Below are 19871 nucleotides of genomic sequence, written 5' to 3' on the forward strand. Positions count from 1 at the left end.
CTACGGTCGGCGCCCGCCGGCCGGCCTGGTGCCGACCACCACCGTGGCGCCGAGGTCGTCGCAGCGGACCACCTGGGTGGTCAGCCCGCCGCGGCCGAACGCGTCGACGGTGCGCGCCGACTGACGCTCGCTGGTCTCGATCAGCACGTGACCGCCCGGTGCCAACCACTCGGCGGCGCCCGCCGCCACCCGGCGCTGGACGTCGAGGCCGTCCGCGCCGCCGTCCAGCGCGACCGTCGGCTCGTGCAGTCGGGCCTCCGGCGGCATCGTCCCGATCGCCTCGGTGGGGACGTAGGGCGCATTCGCGACCAGGAGGTCGACGCGTCCGCGCAGTTCGGGCGGCAGCGGGTCGTACAGGTCGCCCTCGACGGCGTGGCCGCCGAGCGGACCGACGTTGCGGCGGGCGCACTGCGCGGCGGCAGCGTCGATGTCCGCGGCATACAACTCGGCGGTCGCGAGCGCGGCGGCCAGCGCGACCCCGACCGCCCCGGACCCGCAGCACAGGTCCACGATCACCGGCCGCGACGGGGCGAGCGCGGCGGCCGCGCGGACGAGCAGTTCGGTGCGCCGGCGGGGCACGAACACCCCGGGGTCGACGGCCACCCGCAGCCCGCAGAACTCCGCCCAGCCGAGGACGTGTTCGAGGGGTAGCCCGCCGACGCGGCGGTCGACCATCTCGGCGAGATGCTCGGGGGTCGAGGCGGCGTCGACGAGCAGTCGGGCCTCGTCCTCGGCGAAGACGCAGCCGGCGGAGCGGAGGGTCGAGACGACGGTGGGGAGCGGCGGGACGACGGCATGGACTGCCGATGACACAGGAGTCGACATGAGGAGCCTTTCGGGGATACCGAACGGGGCTCTCGCGGTCACCTGAGAGGTGTGGACCGTTCTGGAGAGAGCACCCGACCTGTCATTGCGGTAATGGGTCTCACCTCCTCGGTCGTGTGCCGGTGGCCGGCGGCGCCGGGCGTGTGCTGCGCGGCATCGAAGGACGTTACACCCGGGATCGCCGGGTGTCGCCGGGTTTTCGCGGTCGGGTATCGGTGTTGCCAGTCGGAAACGGATGCACCGTCGGGTGGGGGCGCATACCGGTTGCCGGTGTGTCGCGGCGTCCCGGCGTGCCACACGGTGTCTGATGAACCCGGACGGTGGAGTCATTCACCTTCAGTTGGGAGGACGTGCAGTGCGCACCGAGTTTCGGTTGCCCGGTTACGGCGGCGCGGCGCTGTTCCTGCGCAGTCATGTGGTCCCGCCGCGCACGCTGGCGACCGACGGGCAGAGGCTCGTCTTCGATGTCGGATTCCTCAGTCCAGACCGGTTCACCTGGTACCTGGCGCGGCCCGCCGGTGACGGCTTCGCCGAACGCCTGGCCACGTTCCTGTTCCGGGCCGCCGCAGACTTCCACCCGGAGAACTCCCTGCAGACCTTCTCGGACCTGGAGATGGGACTGACGATCTCCGTCCGGACCAGCACCGACTCCCGGGTGGAACTGGAGGTCACGCTGGTCGAGGAGGCCGCCGCGCCCGTCGACGACTCGGACGGGCTCAACTTCGAGACCAGCCGAGTGGTGCTGGCGAGTTCGGCCCAGGCCGCATCGGTGCTCGTCGGCGGCAGCGTCGCCGCGTTCGACATGGAGTTCTGACGATGGCGCACCTCTTCGAGGTCCTCGGCTTCCCGGACGGCAGTCGGATGACCAACGTGTGGAACAACACGTGGGCCGACGAGGCTCGCGGGGACGAGGTGGCGTCGGGGCATTTCGTCGAGCTGGGCGCGGACCAGGACGTGGGCGTCGAGTCCGACTTCCTGAGCAGTCACCTGCCGTTCAACGTGGCCGGGCTCGGCGGGCTGTTCCCCGACGGCAAGCCCTGGATGTTCGTCATGCAGAAGGCGTCCGCGGCCGGCACGCCCGGGGTGCTCGGTGAGGTCGACCCGCACGGGGTGCTGCGCGGCTCTCTCGACCGTGCCCTTGCCTTCAATCCCGAGGCCGTCGCGGTGCACGAGTTCCGTTGGAGTCACCGGGATCTCGCGACCGTGTACGAGGAAGACGGCGTCCCGCCCGGCTCGGTCGACCGGTGGTCCGTCGCGGACCTGCTTCGGGGGATCTTGGCGCAGTGCTGCGACGTGCCGCTCTCCGATCTGGTCGCCGGGTATCCCGACTGTGCTTACGGCGATGCGCCGCACCCGTGTGAATTCGACGTCTTCGACGACGCGTTCGCGGCGTGGGGGAGGCGGCTGGGCTGAGCGGTCGGGCACTGTCCGCCAATCCGTCCCGGCGATCCGCGACGTCTTCTAGCATCGCGCAATGGACGTGACGTACGAGGGGACCAAGAGGGAAGTCGCAACCGACCGGGGGGTGCTGCGGTACCACGAGGCGGGGGAGGGACCCCCGTTGATCCTGTTGCACGGCTCGGGGATCGGCGTCAGTGGCTGGCGAAACTACCGGGGAAACCTGGACGTGTTCGCCGAGCACTTCCACTGCTACATCCTCGAGTTTCCCGGATTCGGCGTGAGTGATCCCGTCGACGGGCATCCGGTGCTGACGGCGGGCTCGGCGGTGATCCGCTTCATGAACGCGCTGGGCATCGAGTCGGCCGCGATGGTCGGGAATTCGATGGGCGGCGTGGTCGGGGTCAACCTGGCCATGAGGAATCCCGAGCGGGTGAGCAGGCTCGTCACGATCGGTGGGGTGGGTCCGAACATCTTCAGTCAGAACCCGAGTGAGGGAACGCGGCTGTTGCAGGAGTTCGCGGACAGCCCCGGCCGGGAGAAGTTGGTTCGCTGGCTCGAGTGCATGGTCTACGACCGTGCCGTGATCACCGAGGAACGGATCGAGGAACGGTGGGAGAGCGCCGCCGACCCGGCGTCCCACAAGACGCTCGCGGCGATGTACGGCTCCAAGGCATTTGCCGCGCAGCAGCAGGCGATGGCGAATTCGGACGCGCCGCCGTACTGGTCGATGATGCACAAGGTGCAGTGCCCGACTCTGCTGACATGGGGCCTCGACGACCGCCAGTGCCCGCCGGACATGCCGATGATCCCGATGCGGCTGATGCCCAACGCCGAGCTGCACCTGTTCCCGAACTGCGGACACTGGGTGATGGTCGAGGCGAAGGAGGCGTTCGAGCGGGTGGCCCTGGAGTTCCTGCTCCGGTGAGTCCGCTCACTTCCCCTGCCACACGGGTTTGCGCTTCGCGAGGAAGGCGCTCATGCCTTCCTGCGCGTCGCAGGTGACGGCGTTGGCGGCCATCGTCTCGCTCATCAGCTTGTAGGCCTCGTCCTGGGGGACGTCGATCTGGCGGTAGAACGCCTGCTTGCCGATCTGGAGGGTCAGCGGGCTGGCGTCGGAGATCCTCGCGGCCAGCGTTCGGGTCTGCGTGTCCAGTTGGTCGGGTTCGACGACGAGGTTGACCAGACCCCAGTCGGCGGCCGTGTGGGCGTCGACGGTCTCCCCGGTGAGCAGCATCTGCATCGCCCGTTTACGGCCGACCGAGCGGCTGAGCGCGACCATCGGCGTCGAGCAGAACAGTCCGATCCGCACGCCCGGTGTCCCGAACACCGCGGTCGACGCGGCGACCACCAGGTCGCACGACGCCGCCAGTTGGCAGCCGGCGGCGATCGCCGGACCCTGGACCGCGGCGATCACCGGCTGCGGTATCTGCTGCACGGTGTTCATCATCTCGGTGCACACGTCGAAGACCGCCCGCTCGTCGTCGAGGGTGCGGTCGATCATCTCGGACAGGTCGTGGCCGGCGGAGAACACCGGCCCGTCCGCGGTGATCACGACGACTCGCACCGACTCGTTCGTGGCGAACTCGCGCAGCGCCGCGGTCACCTGACGCATCGCGGAGGTGGACAACGGGTTTCGCTGCCCGGGACGGCTCAGCGTGACGGTGCCGATCCTGGCATCCGTGTCGATCTCGGTCCTGACGGCGTCGTCGTTCACCATGCACCTCCATGTGTCTGCGCACCGCCGACACTACCGCCGGGAGCCGACGGAGGCGGTGCTCGCCTCGCCGGTTGTCGTGGCGCGGCCGAAACATGTCGGTGGTCGGGTGCACCATGAATCTCGAACGTATCTTCGACCGTGGTTCTGGGAGGACGATCATGTGCGACATCTGCAACGGAAAGACGCCGAGCCAGGTGCGGCGCGACCTCGAGCGCACCATCGAGCAGTACGGATGGGCCCTGCAGTATGTGGAGTCGGCGGTGGACGAACGCGGGGTGCACCCGGCGTTCTGCTACACGGTGGGATTGACCGCACTGGGGCGCGCCGAGCTGGTGATCACCGGCCGGGTCGCAGACCAGTCCGTGGAGGTCCTCGACGACCTGGCCGAACGGATATGGGAGGGCAGCGAATTCGTCGCGGGTGAGCGGGTGAGCGCGGGTGGGCTGGACCTGTGCATGGTGCCGGTCCGCGAATGCGAGGGCTGGCTGCTGACCGCCAAGCGCCTGTACGGCGACGTCACGGCCGTGCAGGCGGTGTGGGCGGACTGTGAGGGCCGGCTGCCGTGGGAGGGTGCGATCGACTCGACCATCGTCCAGCCCCTGCTGGGTCCGCCGCCGGGTGGCCGGATCGCGTCCTGAGTCGGGCGATTCGGCCACGGGTGATGCCGGGGCCGGGAGCAGCGCCGAGCGGCGCTGCTCCCGGGTACCTCGGACTACGGCGTGGTGACTACGCCTCGACCTCGGAGCGGTCGCCGCTCCAGAGGGTGTGGAACTTGCCCGGACGATCGGTGCGCTCGTAGGTGTGCGCGCCGAAGAAGTCACGCTGGCCCTGGGTGAGGGCGGCGGGCAGGCGCTCGGCACGCAGTCCGTCGTAGTACGAGAGGGAGGAGGCGAATCCGGGCACCGGGATGCCCAGCATCGTCGCGGTCGCCACCACCCGGCGCCAGCTGTCGATGCCGGTCTCGATGGCCTCGCGGAAGTACGGGGCCAGGATCAGGCTCGGCAGGGTCGCGTCGGCGTCGTAGGCCTCCTTGATCCGGTTGAGGAACTGCGCCCGGATGATGCAGCCGCCACGCCAGATGGTGGCGAGGTCGGCCGGCTTCAGGTCCCAGTTGTACTCGGCGCTGCCGGCGGCGATCTGGTCGAAGCCCTGGGCGTACGCGACGATCTTCGACGCGTAGAGGGCGGCGCGGATGTCCTCGGTGAACTGGGCGACGTCGGTCGGCTTGTCGCCGAGGGTGCCGGCCGCCAGGCCCTGCGCCTGGGCGGCCGCACGCTGGGTCCGCGAACCGGACAGCGCGCGGGCGAAGACGGCCTCGGCGATGCCGGTGACCGGGACACCCAGGTCGAGCGCGGACTTGACCGTCCAGCGGCCGGTGCCCTTCTGCTCGGCGGCGTCGACGATCACGTCCACCAGCGGCTGACCGGTCTTGGCGTCCTTCTGACGGAGCACCTCGGCGGTGATCTCGATCAGGTAGGACTCGAGGGTCCCGGCGTTCCACTCGGTGAACACGTCGGCGACCTGGCCGGCGTCGAGGCCCAGCGCGTCGCGGAAGAGGTTGTAGGCCTCGCCGATGAGCTGCATGTCGGCGTACTCGATGCCGTTGTGCACCATCTTGACGAAGTGCCCGGCGCCGTCGGGGCCGATGTGGGTGCAGCAGGGGGTGCCGTCGACGACCGCGGCCACCGACTCGAGCAGCGGCCCGAGGGACTCGTAGGACTCCTTCGGTCCGCCCGGCATGATCGACGGGCCGTTGAGCGCGCCCTCCTCGCCGCCCGAGATGCCGGCGCCGACGAAGTGCAGGCCGCGCTCGCGCAGCGACGCCTCGCGTCGAATCGTGTCCGTGTACAAGGCGTTTCCGCCGTCGATGATGATGTCGCCGGTCTCCATCGCGGCGGCCAGCTCCTCGATCACCGCGTCGGTGGCCTCGCCGGCCTTGACCATGATGAGCACGCGGCGCGGCTTCTGCAGCGCGGCGACGAACTCCTCGACGGTCTCGGTGCGGACGAAGTCGCCGTCGCCGCCGTGTTCGGCGATCAGCGCGTCGGTCTTGGCGACGCTGCGGTTGTGCAGTGCCACCGTGTGGCCGTGACGGGCGAAGTTGCGGGCGATGTTGGAGCCCATCACCGCGAGTCCGGTGACGCCGATCTGGGCGCGGGCTGTCGAGGAGTTGTTGTCGGTCATGGGCTACAGCTTTCCCTGCCCGTCGCGTGAACGAAAGTTGAGGTCTCGTCGTGTGAAATGCACGGGCCGCTCACGCGTGTGGTGGACGGCGCCCACACACGCGACAGCGCCGCCGCCTGCACTGGGCAGACGGCGGCGCTGTCGGTGTTGGTTGAAGTCAGGCTTCGGGGTCAGCGATCACGCTGCGGGCCGTCGAATCCGTCGTACGAGCGACGCTCGGTGCGGCTGCGGAAGCCGCCCGACTGACCGGCGCCGGCACCCGCGCCGCTGCGGTCGTTGTTGCCGCGGTAGCCGCCTTCGGACCGCTGGGGGCGGTCGTTGTTGCCGCGGTAGCCACCTTCGGTGCGCTGCGGGCGGTCGCCGTAGGAACGGTTCTCGCTGTTGCCGCGGTAGCCACCTTCGGACCGCTGGGGGCGGTCGTTGTTGCCGCGGTAGCCGCCCTCGGTGCGCTGGGGACGGTCGCCGTAGGAGCTGTTGCCGCGGTAGCCGCCTTCGGACCGCTGGGGGCGGTCGTTGTTGCCGCGGTAGCCGCCCTCGGTGCGCTGCGGGCGGTCGCCGTAGGAACGGTTCTCGCTGTTGCCGCGGTAGCCACCTTCGGTGCGCTGCGGGCGGTCGCCGTAGGAACGGTTCTCGCTGTTGCCGCGGTAGCCGCCCTCGGTGCGCTGGGGACGGTCGCCGTAGGAACGGTTCTCGCTGTTGCCGCGGTAGCCGCCCTCGGACCGCTGCGGGCGGTCGCCGAAGCTGCGCTGCGGGCGATCGCCGCGGTAGCCGCCGCTGTCGTTGTTGCCGCGGTAGCCGCCGCCGTCACGACGGGGACGGTCACCGAACGAACGCTCACGGCGGTCGTTCTTGAAGGCGGGCTCGCGCACCGGCTCACCGCTCGGCGCCTTCGCGCCGGTGATGTTGGCCAGTTCCTCCGAACCCGGGGCGACGTTCACGGCGGTCGCGTCGACACCGGCCATGCCGGTGAGCTTGCGGACCAGGCGACGCTGGTTCGGCAGCACGATCGCGACGACGGTGCCCTTCTCGCCGGCGCGGGCGGTACGCCCGGCGCGGTGCAGGTAGTCCTTGTGGTCGGCCGGCGGGTCGACGTGCACGACCAGGTCGATGCCGTCGACGTGGATGCCGCGGGCGGCGACGTCGGTGGCGACCAGCACCGGGGTGCGGCCGGTCTTGAACCGGTCCAGGACCCGGGTGCGCTGGTTCTGGGCCTTGCCGCCGTGCAGCGACTCGGCGGGGATGCCCACCGCGCGCAGGCGGTCGGTGATGCCCTCGCAGCCCAGCTTGGTGCGGGCGAACATGATGGTGCGGCCCTCACGGGCGCCGATCTCGGCGAGCACGACGTCCTTCTGGCCGCGCTCGACCAGCAGCACGTAGTGCTCCATGGTGTCGACGCTGGCCTTGCCGTCCTCGGTGGAGTGCGTGACGTGGTCGGCCAGGAACTGGCGGACCAGCGACTGCACCTCGCGGTCGAGGGTGGCCGAGAACAGCAGGCGCTGACCGTCGGCGCGGGTCGCGTCGAGGATGGAGCGGACCTCGGGCAGGAAGCCCATGTCGGCCATCTGGTCGGCCTCGTCGAGGGCGGTGATCTCGACCTCGTCGAGGATGCAGGTGCCCTGCCGCAGGTGGTCGCCGAGGCGGCCTGGGGTGGCGACGAGGATGTCGACGCCGCGGCGCAGCTGCTCGACCTGCTTGGTGAACGGCATACCGCCGACGGCGGCGCGCACGTTCACGCCGACCGCGGAGGCGTACGGGTACAGCGAGTCGACGACCTGGATCGCGAGCTCACGGGTGGGGACCAGGACCAGGGCGCGGGGGCGCTTGGCGGCGGGGCGGTCCTCGTGCTGGGAGAGGCGGGCCAGCATCGGGAGGCCGAAGGCGAGGGTCTTGCCGGAGCCGGTCTGCGCGCGGCCGAGCACATTTCGGCCGGCGATGGCGTCCGGGACGGCCATGGCCTGAATGGGGGACGGCACGGTGATGCCGTTCTTGGCGAGCGCGGTGACGACCGCCGCGGGCAGGCCGATCTCGGCGAAGGTGACGGTGGCGGTCTCGTCGGCGGCAGCCTCGGGGGCTGCGACGGTGACGGCCTCGTCGGGGGTGGGAACTGCGACCTCATCTTGGGCAGCAGAAGACATTTGGACAGCGTTGGTCACGCGGATACCTCTCCGGACATCGGGCGCGTCGCGGAGCGCGAGCTGTCATGCAGCACGCAAAGAGACGAGCCTGGCACGTCATGCCTGCCGAACCTGGCCGATATGGCGGGCTCGGAGTGAATGGCTAGTGCCTGAAAATTAGCGGATTCGATCGATTGTCGAATCGGGCCACGTGTGCGGCCGCTGTCCACTGTACGGCAGAAAAGGAAAAACTACACGTCAGAGGTGTTGTGACGTGGACTACTGCCGGCCGAAGACGGCATTCACACGTCGAAAAGTCGGCTCAGTTCGGTAAGCCAGGGTGCTGCCACCGCGACGGTCGGCACCACGAGGATGGCCACGGAGGCGAGGTACGCGGCGATCGCGATCGAGGTGGCCGACTCGGTGTCGGACAGTCGTTGGATGCGGGTGAGGGTGTGCGGGCCGCCGGCGGCCATCGCGCCCACCGGGGTGCTGGACCCGGCGCACGCGACCAGGGCGCGGGCCAGGGGAGTGGGGCCGGTGACCCGGACCGCCGAGTCGTCGGCGAGCATCTCCACCAGCAGTTGCACGCAGCCGAGCGCGGACTTGCTGCGCACCACGAGCGGGAAGGCCGTGTTGACCGCGGTGAAGGCCTCGAGGACCAGGTCGTGCCGCGCCCGCAGGTGCGAGCGCTCGTGCATCAGGATCGCCTTGACCTCGTCGCGGCTCAGGTTCGCCAGGGTGCCTTCGCTGAGCACCACCCGCTGCCGAAGCCCGGGCAGGCAGTAGGCGATCGGCTCGGCCGACTCGATCACCCGCAGGTTTGAGGTGCGGCTGCGCTCGGGGTCGCGTCGGTCCAGCAGGTCCACCAGCATCCGGTGCCGCGCGCGCCGGCGTCGGGTGCGGACCGCCACCGAGGCGATCGAGAAGATCAGCCGGGCGCCGATGAACAGGGTGATCGCGAAGACCACCACGTACAGCAGCCACAACGGCATGCCGAGCGCGTCGATCTCCTCCAGCGGTGCGGTGGTCGGGCGGCCGTCCGGTCCGGGGACCAGCAGCCGCGAGGCGATCGCCAGGCCGGAACTGAAGGCCGACAGCACGGCGGCCAGCGCGATCGCCTGCCAGAGCACGAGGGCGGCGCGGGGCGCCCGGTACGGCCAGGCGGCACGGGCGAGGACGGCGGGTACCGGACCGGCGAGGAGCAGGGCCGTCAGGGCAAACGCCAGCGCGGTGGTGGGGTTCATGACCTACCCATCATCGGACATGCGCGGTCAGCTGGCGCGGTCGGTCCCCGTTGGCACGCTCCTGAGTCCGCGCTTGGCGGCGTCCGAGGCCTCGAGTGCGGCGAGGGCCTGGCGCAGTGCCGCGGCCTCGTCGGCGTTGACCTGCCCGACGAAGTGCACCAGTGCGGCGGCGCGGCCCTGGGACTCGTCGGCCTGCTTGAGGGCGTCGACCATCAGGCTCGCGACCAGTTCGTCGCGGCCGTGCACGGGTGCGTACCGGTGGGCGCGGTCGTCGCGCTGCTGGGTCACCAGATGCTTCTTCGCGAGACGCTGCAGGACCGTCATCACCGTCGTGTACGCGAGTTCCCGCCGGGCGGCCAGGGCTTCGTGCACCTGCCGCACGGTCTGGGGTTCGGTACTGGACCACAGGTGGTCCATCACTGCTCGTTCGAGTTCACCAAGGCCTGCCATGGGACCAGTCTACGGACCGTCCGACGCAAATGCGTACTACTCGCAGTAGTAACGATTGCGGTGTAAAGGTGTTGAGGGCGCGGCACGTGTCGGCGCCGCATATCGTGCAGGTCACACCCGCCGAAGGGGGAAGATCGTGGACTGGCTGTGGCGCACGTCACTGATCTCCGGTCCGGTCCCGTGGATTCTCGCCGCGCTCGGCGTGGTCGGCGGTCTGTGGCTGCTGTTCGCGCCGACCGCCGACACACGGCGCTACCGCAGGCTCGCGGTCCCGATCACGGCCACCGTCGCCCTGGCGCTGACCCTGGTGGGCTGGGTGGTCGTGGAGCGGTGGTGGCGGCCGTTCCCGGACCCGATCGCGACCGAGATCTACGTCTGGATCGGGTTCGGGGCGTGGGCGCTGCTGCTGGCGGGGGTGCGAGTGGCCACGGACCGGCGGCTGCGGCGCTCGGCGGTCGCCGTCCTGGCCGCCGTCGCGGTGGTCGCGGTGTCCGCGGCCCAGGTGAACCTCGTCTTCGACGCCTACCCCACCGTGCGGGACGCGCTGGGCCTGCCCGACCCGAACCGGATCGCCCTCGCCGACGTGCCGCCGCCGACCCCCGACCCGGTGACCGGGACCCCGCTCGCATCGGTGTGGCAGCCGCCCGCGGACCTGCCGTCCAGCGGCCGCGTCGTCACGGCGCCGATCCCGGGCACCGTCTCGGGTTTCGGGGCCCGGGACGCCGTCGTCTACCTGCCGCCCGCCTACTTCACCGACCCTCGGCCCGTGCTGCCGGTGCTGGTCCTGCTCGCCGGGCAGCCCGGCTCACCCCAGGACTGGCTGGCCGGCGGCAAGCTGGTGCAGACGATGAACACCTTCGCGGCCGCACACGGCGGCCTCGCCCCGGTTGTGGTGGTCGCCGACGCCACCGGATCGCAGTTCGGCAATCCGCTGTGCATGGACTCGAGCCTCGGCAACGTCGCGACCTACCTGGCCCAGGACGTGCCCGACTGGGTGACCTCGCACCTGCAGGTGAACGCGGATCCGCGCGCCTGGGCGATCGGCGGCCTGTCCTACGGCGGCACCTGCGCGCTGCAGATGGCGACCAACCACCCGCAGCGCTACCCGACGTTCCTCGACCTGTCCGGGCAGGAGGAACCCACACTCGGCGACCGCAACCGCACCCTTGCCGCCGCGTTCGGCGGCGACGCGGCGAAGTTCGCCGCGGTGAACCCGCTGGACCTGCTGGCCGCCCACCCGTACCCCGACTCCGCGGGCGTGTTCGTGGTCGGCGGCGACGACCGGGACTTCAAGCCCGGGCAGCGGAAGGTCTACGAGGCGGCACGGAAGGCAGGCATGGACGTGCGATATGTCGAGGTGCCCGGAGGGCACAGCTTTGCCGTCTGGTCGGCCGGGCTCGAGGGTCAGCTCGGCTGGCTCGCACAGCGGCTGGGTCTGACCTCGTGAGCGGACTCGACCGCGCGAGCGTCGCGGCGTCCGCCCCCGGCCGACAGGCCCGGCGGCTGGCGGAGCTGGCCCGGTCCGGGGCGTCCGGTGCACCGGTCAGCCTCGGGCTGCTGGCCGGCATCTGGGTCCTGGGGCTGGTCACGTCCAGCGTCGTGTCGGGGCCGTCGCAGCTCGTCGACCGGCACTTCGCCGCGGGAGTGGTCGCGCTGCAGGAGGGCCGGCTGTGGGTGACGCTGACCTCAGGCCTGTGGGCCGACGGCGTCGTCGGCTACCTGGCGACGACGGTGCTCGTGGTGCTGGTGGCCGCGCCGCTCGAGCACCGGATCGGCTCGCGGCGGTTCGCCGTCGCGGCCCTCTCCACCCAGGTGCTGGGCACGGCGGTCGCCCTCGGTGTGGCGGTGCTGGTGCGGCAGGTCGACTGGGACTGGGGGCTGCGCCTGCACATCGGCGTCGCGGTCGGCCCGAGCACCTGGGTGGTCGGCGTCGTGCTGGTGGCCAGTTCGGCGATGAGCACGCTCTGGCGTCGTCGTATCCGGGTGGGGTTGTTCGCGCTGCTGCTCACCCTCGCACTGTTCAGCGGGCACCTGCACGACCTGGTCCTGCTGGCGTCCGCGACGGTCGGGCTGCTGCTCGGCCCGGCGATCGTCGGCCGGTCCGCGCGCGGCGACCGACTGGCCGGCACCCGGCGCGAGGGCCGGGTGCTCGTCGCGCTGGTGGTCGCGGCCGCGGCGATCGGCCCGGCGCTGGCCGCGCTGTCGCCGCACGCGGTGGGGCCGTTGGCGGTGCTGCGCGAGCTCTTCCGGGGTGCGGACTGGTCGCCGGTGGAGGTCCGGGAACTGTGTGCGCAGTCGCGCGCCGCCGAGGACTGCCGACGGGGACTGCTCGCGCTGCGGCTCGGGGGCATCGGCCCGACGGTGCTGAGCCTGATGCCGACGCTGTTCGTGCTGGTGCTCGCGGACGGCCTGCGCCGCGGTCGGCGCTTCGCGTGGGGGGCGTCGGTGTTCGGTCAGGTCGCGCTGCTGGCGCTCTCGCTGGCCAACTTCGCGGTCCGCTTCCTCGGCCAGGACGGGACCCGGTCGCTGTACTACGGCCCGCACACGCCGAACCTGTACCGGACGCTGGCGCCGTTCCTTACCCCGTTGGCCGTGCTGGTGGTGCTGCTGGCCACCAAGCGCTTCTTCGACGTGTCCGCGCCGGCGGGCACCTACCGGCGCTGCGTGCGGCTGGTGCTGGCGACGGCCGTCGGGCTGGCCGCGGTGTACGTCGGTGTCGGGTACCTGGTGCGTGACGGGTTCGACCACGAACCGACCGCGGCGTCGCTGCTCGCCGACTTTCCGCAGCGGCTGGTCCCGCCGGTGTACCTGCAGTGGCTCGACCCGGAGTTCCTGCCGGACAGCCGCGCCACGACCCTGCTCTTCGAGTGGACCGGGGTGGTGTTCTGGGTGGTGCTGTGCGTGGTGGTGCTGGCGACCTTCCTCGCCCCGGCCTACGGCGCCGCGACCGACGACACCGAGCGGGCGCGGCGGTTGCTGCGGGCGAGCGGGGGCAGCGCGCTGTCCTGGATGACCACCTGGCGGGGCAACCGGTACTGGTTCAGCCCCGACGGTGCCGGTTACGTCGCCTACCGGGTGATCGGCGGCGTCGCGCTGACCACCGGCGACCCCGTCGGACCCCGGGAGAGGTTGCCCGCCTACGTCACCGATTTCGCGGAGTTCGCCGCCGCCCAGGGTTGGACGCCGTGCTTCTACTCGGTGACCGGGGAACTGCGCGCGGTCACCGACTCGATGGGGTGGGGCGGGTTCCAGGTCGCGGAGGAGACGGTGCTGCGCCTGAACGGCCTGGCCTTCACCGGCAAGCGGTTCCAGGACGTGCGCACCGCGCTCAACCGGGCGAAGAAGTCTGGCGTGCACGCGGAGTGGATCGAGTACCCGCACGCGCCGCTCGCGCTCACCGACCAGGTCAACGCGATCTCGGAGGAGTGGGTGGCGGACAAGGGCATGCCCGAGATGGGCTTCACCCTCGGCGGCGTCGAGCAGATCGACGACCCGCAGGTGCGCTGCCTGATCGCGGTCGACGCGGACCGCACCGTGCACGGCGTCACCTCGTGGATGCCGGTGTACCGCGACGGGAGGGTGGTCGGCTGGACGCTGGACTTCATGCGCAGGCGCGCCGAGGGCTTCCGGCCGGCGATGGAGTTCCTGATCGCCTCTGCGGCACTGCTCTTGGCGGAGGAGGGCGCGGAGTTCGTCAGCCTGTCGGGGGCGCCGCTGGCGAAGGTCGACGCCCCCGACACCGACGACGTCGACGAGACCGGCGGCGCCGACGAGGCCGCCGAGGAGGAACGACGCGAGCGCGGGGCGCTCGGCGCGGTGATGGACCGGGTCCTCGACGTGCTCGGCCGGACCCTGGAACCGGTGTACGGGTTCCGGTCCCTGCTGGCCTTCAAGTCGAAGTTCCAGCCCGAGTACGTGCCGATGTACATGACCTTCCCCGACCCGGCGGCGCTGCCGAGCATCGGCAATGCGATCGGCCGGGCGTACCTGCCGGACGTCTCGTTGGGTCAGGGTATCCGGTTGGCGCGCACCATGATCGGCCGCGGGTAGGACCGAACCGTCAGACCGCAGGTGACCTCAGGCAGACGCGGCCGCCGCCGCCGCGGTCGCCGCGGACCCGCCGACGGCGCCGTACACGTGCCGGGTCCCGATCGGCACGATCAGCGGCCGGTCCGCGACCGGGTCCTCGATCACCCGGGCCTCCAGGCCGAACACCTCGAGCAGCAGTTCCGGGGAGATCACCTCGCTCGGGGTACCCGCGGCGACGACCGCGCCCTCCGACATGACGATCAGCCGGTCGCTGTAGCGGGCCGCGAGGTTCAGGTCGTGCAGCACCATCACCACCGTCCGGCCCATCTCCTCGTGCAGCCGGTCCACCAGGTCCAGCACCTCGATGGAATGCGCCAGGTCCAGGTAGGTGGTCGGCTCGTCGAGCAGCAGGATGTCGGTGCCCTGCGCCAGCGACATGGAGATCCAGGCGCGCTGCCGCTGGCCGCCGGAGAGCTGGTCCACCGGCCGGTCCGCGAGCTCGGAGACGCCGGTCAGTGCCAACGCCCGCGCCACCTCGCCCTCGTCGTCGGAGGACCACTGTCGCAGCCACGACTGGTGCGGGTGCCGTCCGCGGGCCACCAGGTCGGCAACCGTCAGGCCCTCGGGGGCGACCGGGGCCTGCGGCAGCATGCCGAGGGTGCGGGCCACGTCCTTGGTCTTGAGACTCGAGATCGCCTTGCCGTCGAGCAGCACCTGCCCGGACTTGGGCTTGAGCAGCCGCCCCAGCGTGCGCAGCAGCGTCGACTTGCCGCAGCCGTTGGGCCCGATAACCGTGGTGACCACGCCGGTCGGGATCTCCAGGTCGAGTCCGTCGACGATGATCCGGTCGCCGTAGCCGACGGTCAGGTTCTCGGCGGCCAGGCGGGTGGGAGCCTGGGCGGCGGGCTCGGTCATACGGAGACCTTTCGGTTGGTGCGGACGAGCAGGTAGAGCAGGAACGGTCCGCCGAGCGCGGAGGTGACGATGCCGACGGGCAGCTCGACGGGCAGGATCGTGCGGGCGATGACGTCGCTGCCGACGACCAGGACCGCGCCCATGAGCCCGGACGCGAGGATCGGCGGCCCGGGGGTCCGCAGCACCCGCATCGCCAGCTGCGGCGCGGCCAGCGCGACGAAGCCGATCGGACCGACGGCGGCCGTCGCGATGGCGGCCAGCGCCACCGCCGCCAGCAGCAGCACTCCCTGACCGGCCTGCAGCCGGACGCCGAGGACCCGGGCGTTGTCGTCGCCGAGTCGCAGCGCGCCGAGGGTGAACGAGGAGACGACGGCGATGGTGCCGACCACGGCGACGCCGATCGCGACCGGCCACACCTGTGCCCAGTCGCTGCCGTTGAGCGAGCCGTTGAGCCAGACCTGCGCCCGGGCCACGTCGTTGATGTCGGCGGAGATCAGCAGCCACTGGATCGCGGCGATCAGCGCGGCGTTGAAACCGATGCCGATCAGCACCACCCGGTAGCCCTGCACCCCGCCGCGCCAGGACAGCCCGTAGATCGCCAGCGCGGTCACGATGCCGCCGACGAGGGCGGCGAGCGGGATGCCCAGCACGGCGAGCGCACCCACGAAGGTGCCGCCGCCTCCGACCACGATCAGCGTGACGGCCGCCGCGCTGGCCCCGGCGGTGATCCCGAGCAGGTCCGGGCTGGCCAGCGGGTTGCGCAGGATGGACTGGGTGATGGCCCCGGAGATGCCCAGCGCGATGCCGGTGAGCAGCGCGGCCAGGGCCCGCGGCAGTCGCACGTCCATCACGATGAACCGTTCGATCCGGGTGCCGCCGCCGAAGAGGATGTCGGCGACGGTGGGGATCGGGATGCTGAACTCGCCGCGGCCGATGTTCACGCACAGCAGCAGGAACGCCAGCGCGAGCAGGCCGAGGGTGACGGCGGTCATCGCGGTGCGCCGGACCAGGGACAGCCGGCCGACCCGGAACGCCGGGCGGGAGGGCACGGTGGTCGGGACGGGCGTGGCCGGGGTCGCGTCGCCGGGGAGGTCGATGTCGGTCAGGCTCACAGCGACACCAGCTTCCTGCGCCGGACCAGCGCGACGAAGAACGGGGCACCCATCAGTGCGAGCACGATGCCCACCTGCAGTTCGCCGGGTCGCACCACGACCCGGCCGATGACGTCCGCGAGCAGGATCATGATCCCGCCGAGCAGTCCGGCGTACGGGACCAGCCAGCGGTAGTCGGGACCGGTGATCGAGCGGGCCACGTGCGGCACGACCAGTCCGACGAACGCGATCGGGCCGCACGCCGCGGTGGCGGCGCCAGTCAGCAGGGTGATCGCGACGATGCCGACGGTGCGGCTGAGCAGGATGTTGGTGCCGAGGCCGCGGGCCACCTCGTCGCCGAGGCTGAGCACGTTCAGGCTCGGGGTGCTGGCGATCGCGATGACCACGCCGAGGACGAGGAACGGGAGCACCTGCCACAGCACCTCCGGCCCGCGTCCGGCGACCGATCCGACCACCCAGAAGCGGTAGCCGTCGAGGCTGGTCTGGTCGAGCAGGATCACCGTCTGCGTCATGGCGCCGAGGAACATCGCGACCGCGGCGCCCGCGAGCGCCAGGCTCAGCGGGCTGGACCGGCCGTTGCCGACCGAGGAGATGCCGAACACCACCACACTCGCGGCGAGTGAACCGGCGAACGCGAACCACAGGTACTCGCTAGGGCCGGCGAGGCCGAACAGGTAGATCGAGAGCACGACGAACAGCGCGGCGCCGGCGTTGAGCCCGAGCAGTCCGGCGTCGGCGAGCGGGTTGCGGGTGTGACCCTGGATCAGGGCTCCCGCGACGCCGAGGGCGATGCCGACGACCAGTCCGAGCGCGGTCCGCGGCACCCGGAGCGTCCGCACCACCAGGTCGGTGTCGGTTCCGGTGGGGGTGACGAGGGCGTGGAAGATCTCGGCGAAGTCCATCGGACGGGCCCCGACGGCGATGCTCGCCAGGACGGCCGCGGCCAGCAGCATCGTCAGGGCCGCCAGGCCGACCAGTCGTCTGCGCCTCATGGCCGCGAGCGAGGTGTCGGCCGGCAGTGGGGTGAACCCCTCCGCGGCGGCGGTGCGCTCGCGGACGACCTCGATGCCGGTGCGGGGCAACAGCGCCCGCCGGGTGCCCAGCGGTGCGCCGGTGACGGCGTCGCGGGTGAGCAGACCGAGCCAGTCCTTGCCGAGGCTCTGGCCGGTGCGGCCCTCACGCATGCCGCGGTTCCAGACGAGCAGTGCCAGGCTCGCGGTCAGCGCGACCGCGCCGAACACCACCCGGTCCATCTGTCCGCCGCCGTTGGCGTCGCGCAGCGAGTCGACGACGACCCAGCCGATCAGCAGGGGGATCGCGACGATCGCGAGGTCGAGGGCGTCGGCCGCGAGCCGGCCTCGCAGCGGCGCGGGGCCCCGCGGGACGTCGAGCGCCCCGTAGGTCTCGGAGCGTGGCGCACGCGTGGTCGCCGCACGGGGTGCGGGGGTGAGGGTCACGGTCGGGGCTCCTGATCGGCGAGGCACGAGCTACGGAGATTAGGTTACGGAACCCTTGCCCCCGGGGGCACGCCGGTTCCGTTCCCTATTTGCTGTTGTGGTTAGGCTAACCTATGTTCAGTGTCCGGAGTACCGACGACCGAGGAGTGTGCAGTGCTCGATATCGCAGTGACCGAGAACCCCACTACCGGAGGGTGGCTGGGTTCCCGCCCGGTGGCCGCCCCGTCGTCGGAGTGTCCGGACTCTGCGCACGACGTCGGTGCCGCCCTCGCGCAGTCGTGCGCGCGGCTGCGGGGGATCTACCGCGACTACCCGCGGGTGTACGCGGTGGCGCTGATGGCCGAGCAGCCCCGCCGTCGCTGGTGGGCGTTGCGGCAGGGGATCCGCGGGGGCCGCCTGGACCGGATGGTCGAGCGGGCGGCGGAGGATGTCGGCACCCGCGAGGCGGCCGGCGCCGCGGTGGCGACCGCGCTGATCCATGCGGTGGTCGGCCGGGTGGCCGCGCTGGTGATGCTCGAGGGGCGGGCCTGGGACTCGGGGCTGGACAACCTGTGGCTGCACATGGACAGCGACGGCGCGGTCGACTGGGCCGGCGTGGTCGACCCGGTGCTCCGGGTGCTGCCCGGCGACCGCTGGGCCGGGACGCCGTCCGCGGTCACGCTCCCTTGCGAGCAGGCGCTGCTGGTGTGGACCGCGGGCCGCTGCCGCCTCGCGCTCGCGGCCGTCTTCGACGCCCTGGACGAGGTGGTCCCGCTCGACCGCGCGCGCTGCTGGGCGCTGGTCGGGGAGTCCGTGCTCGGCGCCGCGACGCTGGTGCCGATCCTCGGCGGAGTGGGCGAGTCCGTGGCGATGCGCCGCGGCCAGGGGTTGCTCGACGCGTTCGAGGCGGCGGGTCTCCCGGTGCGGGCGCGGGCGGACCGGCAGGTCGTCCGTGGGCCCCGCGTGCAGGCCATGGCGAGCTGACGCTTGCAAATTAGGTAAGCCTCGCCTACAGTTCGATTCGAACACGATCAATCGGACCGCGCGGAAGTCCTGGGGCTGCAGTGACTCCCGGTCCATTCCAGGGCTGGCCTCGCACCACCTCAGGTGCGGGGCCAGTCGGCATCTCACGGGGTGGGTCGTGTAGCACTGAGGAGGAGTGCGGTCGCCGAGAGCCGTGGCCGAAGGACGATGGAGCATGACATGAGCGAAGCCACCCTGCCCGCCGATCTCGCGGGCATGGACCCCGCCGCCGCGACGCCGTTTCTCAACAAGGGGTTCGGCGAACTGCTCGGGCTCGAGTACCAGGAACTGACCGCGGACCGGGTGCGGGCCACCTGGACCGTGCGCCCCGAGCTGTACCAGCCGGCCGGCCTGATGAACGGCGGCGTGCACTGCGCGGTCGTGGAGACCCTGGCCAGCATCGGCGGCAGCATCTGGATCGGCGACCGCGGCCACGTCGTCGGGGTCAACAACAACACCGACTTCCTGCGTGCCAGCCGCAGCGGCACCCTCTACGCCGAGGCGACCCCGGTGCACCGCGGCCGGACGCAGCAGCTGTGGCAGGTGACGGTCAAGGACGAAGAGGACAAGCTGGTCGCCCGCGGGCAGGTCCGCCTCGCCAACGTCACCGACCCGGGCGTGCTCGGCCGCTGAGCGGGGCAGCGACGCGCCCGCGGGTGCGGCGCCTGCCCGGCGCGGGCCGATTTGCCGAGTTCGGCTGTGTCCGTTGTGGAATGCTGACGGCAGGTTCGGATTCGGCGAGGAGGTGCGCCCGTGACATCGGACGCGGAGCTCAATCCCGCGGCGGTCGAGATCGGCAGTTTCCTCCCGCAGGCGCCGGACGCCGTGTGGCGTGCGCTGACGGAGTCGGACCTGCTCGCGCGGTGGCTGATGCGACCGACCGGGTTCGCCGCGTCGGTCGGCACGCACTTCATCTTCGCGGTGCCCACCCGGCCGGCCGGTGAGGTTGCCTGCGAGGTCCTGGTGGCCACGCCGGGCGAGCAGTTGACGCTCGGCTGGGTCGACCTGCGCGCAGACCGTCCCGCCCGCTGGGTCGTCGACTGGTCGATCCGGCCGCACGGCCGCGGCACCCGACTGCTGTTGACGCAGACGGGCTTCGACATCAACGACCGTCGGCAGAAGATGACCCGCAACGCCATGGAGCGGGGGTGGAAGGTCGCCCTTTCGCGGCTTCGTGAGGTCCTCGACGCGCAGTGACGGCGGCTGCGGCTAGGGGACAGCGAAGGCGCCGACCCCTGGGGTGACAGTGATCAGGTAGCCGCCGGACATCCCGACGGTGGCGGTCGCGGCGACCGTGCCGCTACCGGTGGCTGCCGTCGCGGGGGCGTATCGGCACGAGTCCTCGTGAGCTGAGCGCATAGAAGCGGCTCGAAATGGCGGGACCTGCCGCCGGTCGAGTTCGCGCAGCGCCCGTTCCG

19 protein-coding genes are annotated in these 19871 nt (G+C 71.5%); 9 read left to right on the plus strand and 10 right to left on the minus strand.

Annotation, left to right across the window (positions count from 1 at the left end):
- Positions 1 to 825, minus strand: a complete 825-nt coding sequence (locus tag RT2_RS13140; protein ID WP_072845230.1) for a putative protein N(5)-glutamine methyltransferase — start codon at positions 823 to 825, stop codon at positions 1 to 3.
- Between the two features lie 355 nt (positions 826 to 1180).
- Between RT2_RS13140 and RT2_RS13145 the strand changes: the two genes are divergently transcribed.
- The 3 genes from RT2_RS13145 to RT2_RS13155 all read left to right on the plus strand — a co-directional run bounded on the left by RT2_RS13145 (position 1181) and on the right by RT2_RS13155 (position 3151).
- On the plus strand, positions 1181 to 1639 hold the full coding sequence (locus RT2_RS13145; RefSeq protein ID WP_072845231.1) for a hypothetical protein: 459 nt from the start codon (positions 1181 to 1183) through the stop codon (positions 1637 to 1639).
- Between the two features lie 2 nt (positions 1640 to 1641).
- On the plus strand, positions 1642 to 2238 hold the full coding sequence (locus RT2_RS13150; RefSeq protein WP_072845232.1) for a hypothetical protein: 597 nt from the start codon (positions 1642 to 1644) through the stop codon (positions 2236 to 2238).
- Positions 2239 to 2299: 61 nt separating this feature from the next.
- Positions 2300 to 3151, plus strand: coding sequence for an alpha/beta fold hydrolase (locus RT2_RS13155; RefSeq protein WP_072845233.1), 852 nt, complete (start codon positions 2300 to 2302; stop codon positions 3149 to 3151).
- 6 nt (positions 3152 to 3157) lie between these two features.
- On the opposite strand, the gene RT2_RS13160 is transcribed toward RT2_RS13155, so the two are convergent.
- On the minus strand, positions 3158 to 3943 hold the full coding sequence (locus RT2_RS13160; protein WP_072845234.1) for an enoyl-CoA hydratase: 786 nt from the start codon (positions 3941 to 3943) through the stop codon (positions 3158 to 3160).
- A 158-nt stretch (positions 3944 to 4101) separates the two neighbouring features.
- On the opposite strand from RT2_RS13160, the gene RT2_RS13165 reads away from it, so the two are divergent.
- Positions 4102 to 4581, plus strand: coding sequence for a DUF4262 domain-containing protein (locus tag RT2_RS13165; RefSeq protein WP_072845235.1), 480 nt, complete (start codon positions 4102 to 4104; stop codon positions 4579 to 4581).
- A gap of 88 nt (positions 4582 to 4669) precedes the next feature.
- Here RT2_RS13165 and gnd read toward each other — a convergent pair whose 3' ends face one another.
- The 4 genes from gnd to RT2_RS13185 form a co-directional block, all read right to left on the minus strand.
- Positions 4670 to 6127: an NADP-dependent phosphogluconate dehydrogenase gene (gene gnd, locus RT2_RS13170; protein ID WP_072845236.1), complete on the minus strand. Its 1458-nt coding sequence runs from the start codon at positions 6125 to 6127 to the stop codon at positions 4670 to 4672.
- A 170-nt stretch (positions 6128 to 6297) separates the two neighbouring features.
- Positions 6298 to 8280, minus strand: a complete 1983-nt coding sequence (locus tag RT2_RS13175; protein WP_072845237.1) for a DEAD/DEAH box helicase — start codon at positions 8278 to 8280, stop codon at positions 6298 to 6300.
- A 263-nt stretch (positions 8281 to 8543) separates the two neighbouring features.
- The gene (locus tag RT2_RS13180) at positions 8544 to 9488 is read right to left on the minus strand and encodes a M56 family metallopeptidase (RefSeq protein ID WP_072845238.1); all 945 of its coding nucleotides are present in this window, start codon (positions 9486 to 9488) and stop codon (positions 8544 to 8546) included.
- A gap of 27 nt (positions 9489 to 9515) precedes the next feature.
- Positions 9516 to 9938, minus strand: a complete 423-nt coding sequence (locus RT2_RS13185) for a BlaI/MecI/CopY family transcriptional regulator (protein ID WP_072845239.1) — start codon at positions 9936 to 9938, stop codon at positions 9516 to 9518.
- Positions 9939 to 10074: 136 nt separating this feature from the next.
- On the opposite strand from RT2_RS13185, the gene RT2_RS13190 reads away from it, so the two are divergent.
- Together RT2_RS13190 and RT2_RS13195 are read left to right on the plus strand one after the other, a co-directional pair.
- Complete coding sequence (locus RT2_RS13190; protein ID WP_072845240.1) at positions 10075 to 11385, plus strand: alpha/beta hydrolase; 1311 nt, start codon at positions 10075 to 10077, stop codon at positions 11383 to 11385.
- Positions 11382 to 13988 (plus strand): bifunctional lysylphosphatidylglycerol flippase/synthetase MprF, encoded by a 2607-nt coding sequence (locus RT2_RS13195; RefSeq protein ID WP_072845241.1) that lies wholly within the window; start codon positions 11382 to 11384, stop codon positions 13986 to 13988. Before RT2_RS13190 ends, RT2_RS13195 begins: the two co-directional genes overlap by 4 nt.
- A gap of 27 nt (positions 13989 to 14015) precedes the next feature.
- Here the strand turns inward: RT2_RS13195 and RT2_RS13200 are convergent, their stop codons facing one another.
- Genes RT2_RS13200 through RT2_RS13210 form a run of 3 tightly spaced genes read right to left on the minus strand, consistent with a single transcriptional unit; the run spans position 14016 to position 17451 of the window.
- A complete protein-coding gene (locus tag RT2_RS13200; protein WP_072845242.1) occupies positions 14016 to 14882 on the minus strand; it encodes an ABC transporter ATP-binding protein in 867 nt (288 codons plus the stop codon).
- The gene (locus RT2_RS13205) at positions 14879 to 15988 is read right to left on the minus strand and encodes a FecCD family ABC transporter permease (protein WP_245709291.1); all 1110 of its coding nucleotides are present in this window, start codon (positions 15986 to 15988) and stop codon (positions 14879 to 14881) included. Before RT2_RS13205 ends, RT2_RS13200 begins: the two co-directional genes overlap by 4 nt.
- A gap of 2 nt (positions 15989 to 15990) precedes the next feature.
- Complete coding sequence (locus RT2_RS13210) at positions 15991 to 17451, minus strand: iron chelate uptake ABC transporter family permease subunit (protein ID WP_072845243.1); 1461 nt, start codon at positions 17449 to 17451, stop codon at positions 15991 to 15993.
- A gap of 213 nt (positions 17452 to 17664) precedes the next feature.
- Here RT2_RS13210 and RT2_RS13215 point away from each other — a divergent pair, with 213 nt between their 5' ends.
- The 3 genes from RT2_RS13215 (at position 17665) to RT2_RS13225 (ending at position 19650) form a co-directional block, all read left to right on the plus strand.
- Positions 17665 to 18414, plus strand: coding sequence for a hypothetical protein (locus RT2_RS13215; protein ID WP_072845320.1), 750 nt, complete (start codon positions 17665 to 17667; stop codon positions 18412 to 18414).
- A gap of 219 nt (positions 18415 to 18633) precedes the next feature.
- Positions 18634 to 19086, plus strand: a complete 453-nt coding sequence (locus tag RT2_RS13220) for a PaaI family thioesterase (protein WP_072845244.1) — start codon at positions 18634 to 18636, stop codon at positions 19084 to 19086.
- A 120-nt stretch (positions 19087 to 19206) separates the two neighbouring features.
- Positions 19207 to 19650 carry an SRPBCC family protein gene (locus RT2_RS13225; RefSeq protein ID WP_072845245.1) on the plus strand — a complete coding sequence of 148 codons (444 nt, stop codon included), beginning with the start codon at positions 19207 to 19209 and terminating at the stop codon, positions 19648 to 19650.
- A gap of 12 nt (positions 19651 to 19662) precedes the next feature.
- Here RT2_RS13225 and RT2_RS25895 read toward each other — a convergent pair whose 3' ends face one another.
- Positions 19663 to 19812 (minus strand): hypothetical protein, encoded by a 150-nt coding sequence (locus tag RT2_RS25895; protein WP_169888342.1) that lies wholly within the window; start codon positions 19810 to 19812, stop codon positions 19663 to 19665.
- Positions 19813 to 19871: the final 59 nt, after the last annotated feature.

Origin of the sequence: Rhodococcus tukisamuensis NBRC 100609 (genome assembly GCF_001894985.1) — a bacterium.
In the GTDB taxonomy this organism is placed as follows: domain Bacteria; phylum Actinomycetota; class Actinomycetes; order Mycobacteriales; family Mycobacteriaceae; genus Rhodococcus_G; species Rhodococcus_G tukisamuensis.

Excerpts from the sequence above, each read along its gene's own strand:
- RT2_RS13140 (WP_072845230.1), bottom strand. The coding sequence starts at position 825 with ATGTCGACTCCTGTGTCATCGGCAGTCCATGCCGTCGTCCCGCCGCTC.
- RT2_RS13150 (WP_072845232.1), top strand. The coding sequence starts at position 1,642 with ATGGCGCACCTCTTCGAGGTCCTCGGCTTCCCGGACGGCAGTCGGATG.
- RT2_RS13155 (WP_072845233.1), top strand. The coding sequence starts at position 2,300 with ATGGACGTGACGTACGAGGGGACCAAGAGGGAAGTCGCAACCGACCGG.
- RT2_RS13160 (WP_072845234.1), bottom strand. The coding sequence starts at position 3,943 with ATGGTGAACGACGACGCCGTCAGGACCGAGATCGACACGGATGCCAGG.
- RT2_RS13165 (WP_072845235.1), top strand. The coding sequence starts at position 4,102 with ATGTGCGACATCTGCAACGGAAAGACGCCGAGCCAGGTGCGGCGCGAC.
- gnd (WP_072845236.1), bottom strand. The coding sequence starts at position 6,127 with ATGACCGACAACAACTCCTCGACAGCCCGCGCCCAGATCGGCGTCACC.
- RT2_RS13180 (WP_072845238.1), bottom strand. The coding sequence starts at position 9,488 with ATGAACCCCACCACCGCGCTGGCGTTTGCCCTGACGGCCCTGCTCCTC.
- RT2_RS13185 (WP_072845239.1), bottom strand. The coding sequence starts at position 9,938 with ATGGCAGGCCTTGGTGAACTCGAACGAGCAGTGATGGACCACCTGTGG.
- RT2_RS13200 (WP_072845242.1), bottom strand. The coding sequence starts at position 14,882 with ATGACCGAGCCCGCCGCCCAGGCTCCCACCCGCCTGGCCGCCGAGAAC.
- RT2_RS13220 (WP_072845244.1), top strand. The coding sequence starts at position 18,634 with ATGAGCGAAGCCACCCTGCCCGCCGATCTCGCGGGCATGGACCCCGCC.
- RT2_RS25895 (WP_169888342.1), bottom strand. The coding sequence starts at position 19,812 with ATGCGCTCAGCTCACGAGGACTCGTGCCGATACGCCCCCGCGACGGCA.